This is a genomic window from Kitasatospora sp. NEAU-CNBT7 (assembly GCF_057220535.1).
Genome location: NZ_JBXQQB010000041.1, coordinates 61915 through 68852 on the forward strand (window position 1 = coordinate 61915; position 6938 = coordinate 68852).

Genomic DNA, 6938 nt, shown 5'->3' on the forward strand with positions numbered 1-6938 from the left:
GTTTCAGGCCCGCGCCCGCTGCCAGGTCCGGGCCGCGGCGATCCGCCGGACCGCGGCGGGGTGGGTGGCGAAGAGCAGTTCCAGCAGCCGGGGCGGGTCGACGTCGGAGCTGTTGGTGACCGCCAGCCGGCGCTGCATCGCGATGAACTGCTCCGGGTCCGCGGTCAGTTCGAGCGCGTGCAGGTCGGCCCTGGCCTCGATGCGGCGGCTCACCGCGCACTGCGCCGGACCGCTCAGGGCACCGGTCAGCGCCGCGACGGCGGCCATCAGCGGCAGCGACCGCGGATCGGCCGGGCCGCTCGCCCCGGCCGCGTCGAGCAGCGGCCGCCACCCGGTCAGCAGGCCGATCACCACCACCGCCAGCGCAGCGCCCAGCGCACCGAGCACGGTGCCGGTGGCCACGTCGCGGTGCTTGACGTGGCCGAGCTCGTGGGCGACCACCAGCTCCACCTCCCGCGGTTCGGCGGCCGTCAGCAGCGTGTCGTACGCGACGATCCGCCGGGTGGCGCCGAACCCGGAGACGTAGGCGTTGAGCGCGGTGGTACGGCGGGAGGCGTCGGCCACCAGCACCTCGCGGACCCGGACGCCGTCCTGCTCGGCGAGGCCCAGCAGGGCGTCGCGCAGCGGGCCGGGCGGCATCGGGGTGAACCGGTTGAACAGCGGCTCGAACACCAGCGGGTGCAGGAACGACAGCGCCACCGTGAGCAGCGCCGCCGCCCCGGCGGCCGGCACCCACCAGCGGTCCGGCGACCGGTCGGTCAGCGCGTACAGCCCGTAGGCGAGCGGGAGTCCGAGCAGCAGGGCCAGGCCGAGGCCGCGCAGCCGGTCCACCGCCCAGCCGCCCCAGCCCTGGGTGACCAGCCCGAAGCGGGCGCGCACCGTCCGGACCCGGGCGGCGGCGGGCAGCGCGACCAGCTGCCCGAGCAGCACCAGCACGGCGGCGCCGGCCAGCACCTCGGCGGTCCGCGAGCCGCCGAACAGGCCGCCGGCCGCGGTCACCAGGCCGGCCCCGGCCGCGGTCAGCCCGAGCACCAGGGAGAGCAGCAGCCCGGCCAGCCGCCCGCCGAGCAGCCACGGCACCTGGGCCCGCCGCAGGGCGCGGCCCCTGGCCACCTGTTCGGGCGTGAAGTCGTCCATGGGGCCACCCTAGAGAAGGCCGGGTCAGCCGGCCGCGGCGGCCAGCAGGGTGTCGGCGACCGCCGTCCGCCGGTAGAGCACCGAGCGGCCGGCCCGGTGCGAGGTGACGATGCCGGCCGCCCGCAGCACGGTCAGGTGCTGGGAGACCCCGGCGGCGGACAGGCCGGTGCGGCGGGCCAGTTCGGTGGTGGAGGCGGGTTCGGCGAGTTCGGTCAGCAGCAGGGCGCGGGACCTGCCGAGCACCGCGGCGACGGCGTCCGGCACCTGGGCGGGGGCCTGTTCCCAGAGCGTGCCGACGCCGCGGGTCGGGTAGCACATCTGCACCGGCTCGGGCGGGGAGTTGACGATCAGCACGGACGGGCCGACGAACGCGGACGGCACCAGCAGCAGCCCCCGCCCGGCCAGACTGCCGGAGGTGCCGCAGAGCGACTTCGGGATGGTGAGCACCTCCTCGCCCCACTCCACGTGCGGGTTGAGTTCGCGCAGCACCGCGGCCGCGCCCTCGGCCGCGAACCGCCGCGACTGGTGCAGCACATCGGCCTCCAGGACGGCCCGCAGCCGCGGCCAGTACGGCGCCAGGGCGAGCTCCCAGTAGCGGGTCAGCTCGTCGGCGAGCCGGATCAGCCCGGCGGCCGGGTCGGCGGCGAAGGCCTCGACCTCCGGCGTCCAGCGGGTCAGCCGGCCGAGGTCGGCCCGGATCCGTACGGAGCCGGTCCGGGCCAGCGCGGCGAGTTCGGCCTCGAAGGACGGCGTGGCGGAGGCCGGCGGCGGGTTGAGGAAGTCCGGGATGTAGCCGTGCGCGGGGACCAGCGCGGTCAGCAGGGCCAGGTCGGGCAGTTGCGGCCGGGTCCGGGCCGCCCACCGCAGGTGCAGCGGGCGGATCCGCTCCGACCGCAGCGCCCGGAGGCTGGTGACCACCTCCCAGAGCGGTGAGACGGCCAGTCTGGTGCGGGCCAGGTCCCGGGCGGAGAAGGCCAGTTCGAGCACGCGTACCCCCAGGATTCAGCCCTGACCGAATGAATGGCAGCGACGCGGAGCACGGGCGCAGGATTCCCCCATGACCTCGCCGACCCTGCATTCTCCCCCTCCCGCCCCGGCAGCACCACCCGCCGCCCGTCGGGTCCGCACCCTGCTCGCCGGACGCTTCGGCGGCTTCGACGGGCCGTTCTGGGTGGTGATCGGCGGTACCGCGATGAACCGGGTCGGGAACCTGGTGCTCCCGTTCCTGGTGTTCTTCCTCGGCTCGCGCGGCGTCCCCACCGACCGCATCCCGTGGGTGCTGGCGGCCCTCGGGGCCGGCGGGCTGGTCGGGCCGGTGCTGGGCGGGCTGCTGTCCGACCGCTTCGGCACCCGGCCGACGCTGCTCTCCGGGCTGCTGGCCACGGCGGCCGGCCAAGGGCTGCTGTTCGCCGCCCCGGGCCTGACCACGCTCACCGCGGCGGCGGCGCTGCTCGGCGCGGCGAACTCGGTGTACCCGCCGGCGGCCGGCGCGGTGATCGCCGGCGCGGTGGCACCGGCCCGCCGCCAGGTCGCCTACGGGCTGCTGCACTGGGCGATCAACGTGGGTACGGCCGTGGCGGGCGCGCTCGGCGGCTTCCTGGTGGTGCACGGCTACGGCCTGCTGTTCGCGCTGGACGCGCTGACCTGCCTGGGGTTCGCGGCGCTGGTCGCCGCCCGGCTGCCGCGCGGGGCGGCCGGCCCGCTGCGGAGCCGCTCGGGCGACGGCGGCTACCGGGTGGTGCTGCGGGACCGGCCGATGCTGCTGCTGATCTCGCTGAGCGCGGTGGCGGAGGCGGTCTACGCGCAGACCGAGTTCACCCTGCCGCTGGCGATCCGGGACCACGGGCTGCCGGCCGCCACCTTCGGGCTGGCGGCGGTGGTGAACGCGCTGCTGGTGGTCACCCTGCAGCCGTTCGCCGCGGTCTGGCTGGCGCGCTTCGACCGGCTGCGGGTGTGGTCGGCCGCCTCGGTGCTGGCGGCGGTGGGCGTCGGCCTGACCGGACTGGCGGACAGCACCTGGGAGTTCGCGCTGACCGTGGTGGTGTGGAGTGCGGCCGAGGTGTGCGTCGGCGGCATCGTCACCTCGATCGCGGCGGACCTCGCCCCGGCGGGCGCGCAGGGCCGCTTCCAGGGGGCGCTCAGCTGGTCCCGCGGGCTGGCCCGGTTCGCCGCGCTCGGCGGCGGGGCCGCGGTGTACGCGGGCCTGGGCCCGGCGGTGCTGTGGTGGGGCGCGGCGCTGACCGGCGTCACCGGGGCACTGCTCGGCCTGCGGCTGGCCGGTCCGGTGCGCGGACGCACCGGCTGACGGCGGGGCACACGGCCACGCGCCCGCCGGTCCCTCCCCCACGAGGGTGGGAGGGGACCGGCGGGCGCGTCGGGCGCCGGGGCCTCGGATCAGACCTGGCCGGCCTTCTCCAGGGCGGAGCAGCAGGTGTTGACCAGCAGGCGGGTCACCACGTACGGGTCGACGTTGGCGTTCGGGCGGCGGTCCTCGATGTAGCCCTTCTGCTCGACCTCGACCTGCCACGGGATGCGGACCGAGGCACCGCGGTCGGAGACGCCGTAGGAGTAGACGTTCCACGGGGCGGTCTCGTGCAGGCCGGTCAGGCGGGACTCGATGCCGAAGCCGTACTGCTTGACGTGCTCCAGGACCTTCTCCTGGGAGGCGCCGAGCGACTCGCAGGCGGTGATGATGGCGTCGTAGCCCTCACGCATGGCCTTGGTGGAGAAGTTGGTGTGGGCGCCGGCGCCGTTCCAGTCGCCGCGCACGGGCTTGGCGTCCAGGGTGGCGTCGATGCCGAACTCCTCGGCGGTGCGGTAGAGCAGGTAGCGGGCGACCCACAGGTGGTCGGAGACGGTCAGCGCGTCGACCGGGCCGATCTGGAACTCCCACTGGCCGGGCATGACCTCGGCGTTGATGCCGCAGATGGCCAGGCCGGCCTCGATGCAGCGGTCGAGGTGCAGCTCGACGATCTCGCGGCCGAAGACCTCCTCGGCGCCGACGCCGCAGTAGTAGCCGCCCTGCGGGGCCGGGAAGCCGCCCTCGGGGAAGCCGAGCGGGCGCGAGCCCTTGAAGAAGGTGTACTCCTGCTCGATGCCGAAGATCGACTCCTGGGCGGCGAACTGCTCGGCGATCGGGCGCAGCAGGGCGCGGGTGTTGGAGACGTGCGGGGTGCCGTCGGTCTCGTTGACCTCGCACAGCACCAGGATGTTGTCACCGCCGCGGATCGGGTCCGGGAAGGAGGCGACCGGCTCGAGCACCCGGTCCGAGGCGTGGCCCTCGGCCTGGTTGGTCGAGGAGCCGTCGAAGCCCCAGGTCGGCAGCTTGTCCGCGTTGGCCAGGATGCGAGTCTTGGAACGGAGCTTGGCGGTCGGCTGCGTGCCGTCGATCCAGATGTACTCGGCCTTGATTGCCATTGCGGTGAACCTCACTGCTTGGGTGGTGGGTGCCCGCGTAGCGTCGCAAGCCGCCGTTTCCCGGTTGTTCCTCCTATGTAACGCCCATGTGAACCAACGGTCCGCAGCGGCACGCTCACGGTAGGAGAGTGCCAGTCCCGCGATGCGGACGCGTCCGTGGACGGCGGGGCTCAGTGGCGGCGGGCGTGGGCCCGGCGGCGGCGGGTCATCCAGAGTGCGGCCGCCCCCGTGACCAGCAGGGTTGCGCCGCCCGCGAGCACCGGGAGGGTGCCGCTGCTGCCGGTGGAGGCGAGCGACTCGGAGCGGTCCTGGGCCGGTACCGGCCGGGCCGCGGTGGTGGCGGGTGAGGCGGACGGGACGGGTGCGGCGGACGAGGCGGGCGCCGGGACCGGCTTCTCGCAGCTGACCGAGGCGATGGTGATCCGGCCGCTCACCCGGGCGACGTTCAGGTTCAGCGGGTTGACGTCGACGGTGGCCTCCAGCGCCGAGGCCGCGGCGGTGGAGGAGGTGGTGGTCTTCCGGGAGAACTGGATGTCGACCACCCCGACGCCCGGCACCTCGACGTGGCTCGGCCCGTTCAGGCCCGCCGTGACCGACTTGCCGAGCACCGTGACCTTGGCCGGGGCGACCACCTTGGCGGCGGGCGGGCCGTCGACCGGACAGGTCACCTCCGCGCTGAGCGCCTCCAGGCCGATCAGCGCGGTGCCGGGCAGGCCGGGGGCGTGCAGGTCGGCGTCGACCAGCCGGACGGAGGCGGCCGCGCCGTGCTCGTCCGCGCTGGTGACGGACTTGCCGAGGTCCGCCTTGAGCAGGGTGACCGGGCGGCCCCGGTCGACGCCGTCGACCTTGGCGGTGAGCACCGAGCCGTCCTGCTGGGCGGGGCTCTGCACCCGGTTCAGCGAGACGTCGACCGGTACGTCGACCTGGTCGAGCAGGCGGACGTCCAGGGCGAGTTCGGCGGTCACGGCGGTGGCGCGGCCGGGGCTGCCGGGGCCCGGCGCCGCGGACGCCGTCGGCAGCGGCAGGGCGAGGGCCAGGGCGGACGCGGCGAGGCCGGCCGCGGCGGCCGTGCGCAGGACTGAGGACATGGCGGTACCCCCACGGGTGGCGGATGTGGCAGAGCGCGCTCCTGGCTCACCCCGTGGGGGCTGACACCGCAGCGGCCAGGGGGGAGGGGCTTGTGCTCTCGACTGCCGCCAGTCTCATCGAACGATCAGTCACATGAGTAACACAGAACGTCATTTCACTCATTCGAGTGAGACTGCCCGTCAAGAGCTTCCGGAACGGGCGGCTCCCCATTCTGTGGCGGTCCTGTGACGAACCACCGGCCCCGACCGGCCCGTTGTCTCATCTCCTCTGTCTACGCTCGGATCCATGCCCTCGCCACGATCCCGCTCCTCGATACGCCGCACCGCCTACGCCGCCTCGCTGGCCGCCCGGCTGGTCGCCGTCAGCACCGTCGCGGGCGTCCTGCTCGCCGGCCTGGCGCTGCCCGCCGTCGGCAGCGTCGGACTGGCCGCGAAGGAGGCCGTCTCCGACTTCGACGACCTGCCGGACGACTTCACCACGCCCCCGCTCTCCCAGGCGTCCACCGTCTACGACGCGAGCGGCCAGGTGATCGCGACGGTCTACCAGCGGGACCGCACGGTGGTGCCGAGCGAGCGGATCTCCCCCCTGCTCAAGGCAGCGCTGGTGGACATCGAGGACAACCGCTTCTACCAGCACGGCGCGGTCGACCTGAAGGGCGTGCTGCGGGCGATCAACCGCAACGCCGCCAGCGGCGAGATCTCCCAGGGCGCCTCCACCCTGACCCAGCAGTACGTCAAGAACGTCTTCGTCGACCAGGCCGGCGACGACCCGCAGGCCGTCCAGGCCGCCCAGGCGCAGACCCTCGGCCGCAAGGTCAAGGAGATGAAGTACGCGATCAAGCTGGAGGAGACCCTCAGCAAGGACGAGATCCTCACCGACTACCTGAACATCACCTTCTTCGGCGAGCAGGCGTACGGCATCGAGGCGGCCTCCGAGCGCTACTTCAGCGTCCACGCCAGTGACCTCACCCTCGCCCAGGCCGCCCTGCTGGCCGGCCTGGTGCAGTCCCCCACCGGCTACGACCCGGTGGTCAACCCCAAGGCGGCCAAGGCCCGCCGCGACACGGTGCTCGACAAGATGGCCGAGTACGGCAGCATCACCCGCGCCCAGGCCGACGCCGCCATCGCCGAGCCGGTCACCCTCGCCGTCAGCCGGCCCCGGCAGGGCTGCATCACGGCCGCCCAGGGCGAGGGCTTCTTCTGCGACTACGTCCACAAGCTGCTCACCACCGACCCGGCGTTCGGCGCCACCGCCGCCGAACGCCAGGCCCGGTGGGCCCGCGGCGGCCTGCAGAT

Annotated in this window: 6 protein-coding genes; 2 read left to right on the top strand and 4 right to left on the bottom strand. The window is 74.3% G+C overall.

The annotated features are described in order from the left end of the window. Positions 1-3 precede the first annotated feature (3 nt). Positions 4-1137 (bottom strand): M48 family metallopeptidase, encoded by a 1134-nt coding sequence (locus AC2TEW_RS34210; protein ID WP_484627161.1) that lies wholly within the window; start codon positions 1135-1137, stop codon positions 4-6. 24 nt (positions 1138-1161) lie between these two features. Next, entirely contained in the window at positions 1162-2124 is a 963-nt protein-coding gene (locus AC2TEW_RS34215; RefSeq protein ID WP_484627162.1) for an ArsR/SmtB family transcription factor, read from the bottom strand. A 70-nt stretch (positions 2125-2194) separates the two neighbouring features. On the opposite strand from AC2TEW_RS34215, the gene AC2TEW_RS34220 reads away from it, so the two are divergent. Beyond that, positions 2195-3442 (top strand): MFS transporter, encoded by a 1248-nt coding sequence (locus AC2TEW_RS34220; protein ID WP_484627163.1) that lies wholly within the window; start codon positions 2195-2197, stop codon positions 3440-3442. An 89-nt stretch (positions 3443-3531) separates the two neighbouring features. Here AC2TEW_RS34220 and glnII read toward each other — a convergent pair whose 3' ends face one another. Both glnII and AC2TEW_RS34230 read right to left on the bottom strand, forming a co-directional pair. Then, on the bottom strand, positions 3532-4554 hold the full coding sequence (gene glnII / locus AC2TEW_RS34225; RefSeq protein WP_484627164.1) for a glutamine synthetase: 1023 nt from the start codon (positions 4552-4554) through the stop codon (positions 3532-3534). A gap of 170 nt (positions 4555-4724) precedes the next feature. Next, a complete protein-coding gene (locus tag AC2TEW_RS34230; RefSeq protein WP_484627165.1) occupies positions 4725-5642 on the bottom strand; it encodes an SCO1860 family LAETG-anchored protein in 918 nt (305 codons plus the stop codon). Positions 5643-5928: 286 nt separating this feature from the next. Here AC2TEW_RS34230 and AC2TEW_RS34235 point away from each other — a divergent pair. Beyond that, on the top strand, positions 5929-6938 hold a 1010-nt coding region (locus tag AC2TEW_RS34235; protein WP_484627166.1), incomplete at its 3' end, for a transglycosylase domain-containing protein.

Excerpts from the sequence above, each read along its gene's own strand:
- AC2TEW_RS34210 (WP_484627161.1), bottom strand. The coding sequence starts at position 1,137 with ATGGACGACTTCACGCCCGAACAGGTGGCCAGGGGCCGCGCCCTGCGG.
- AC2TEW_RS34220 (WP_484627163.1), top strand. The coding sequence starts at position 2,195 with ATGACCTCGCCGACCCTGCATTCTCCCCCTCCCGCCCCGGCAGCACCA.
- glnII (WP_484627164.1), bottom strand. The coding sequence starts at position 4,554 with ATGGCAATCAAGGCCGAGTACATCTGGATCGACGGCACGCAGCCGACC.
- AC2TEW_RS34230 (WP_484627165.1), bottom strand. The coding sequence starts at position 5,642 with ATGTCCTCAGTCCTGCGCACGGCCGCCGCGGCCGGCCTCGCCGCGTCC.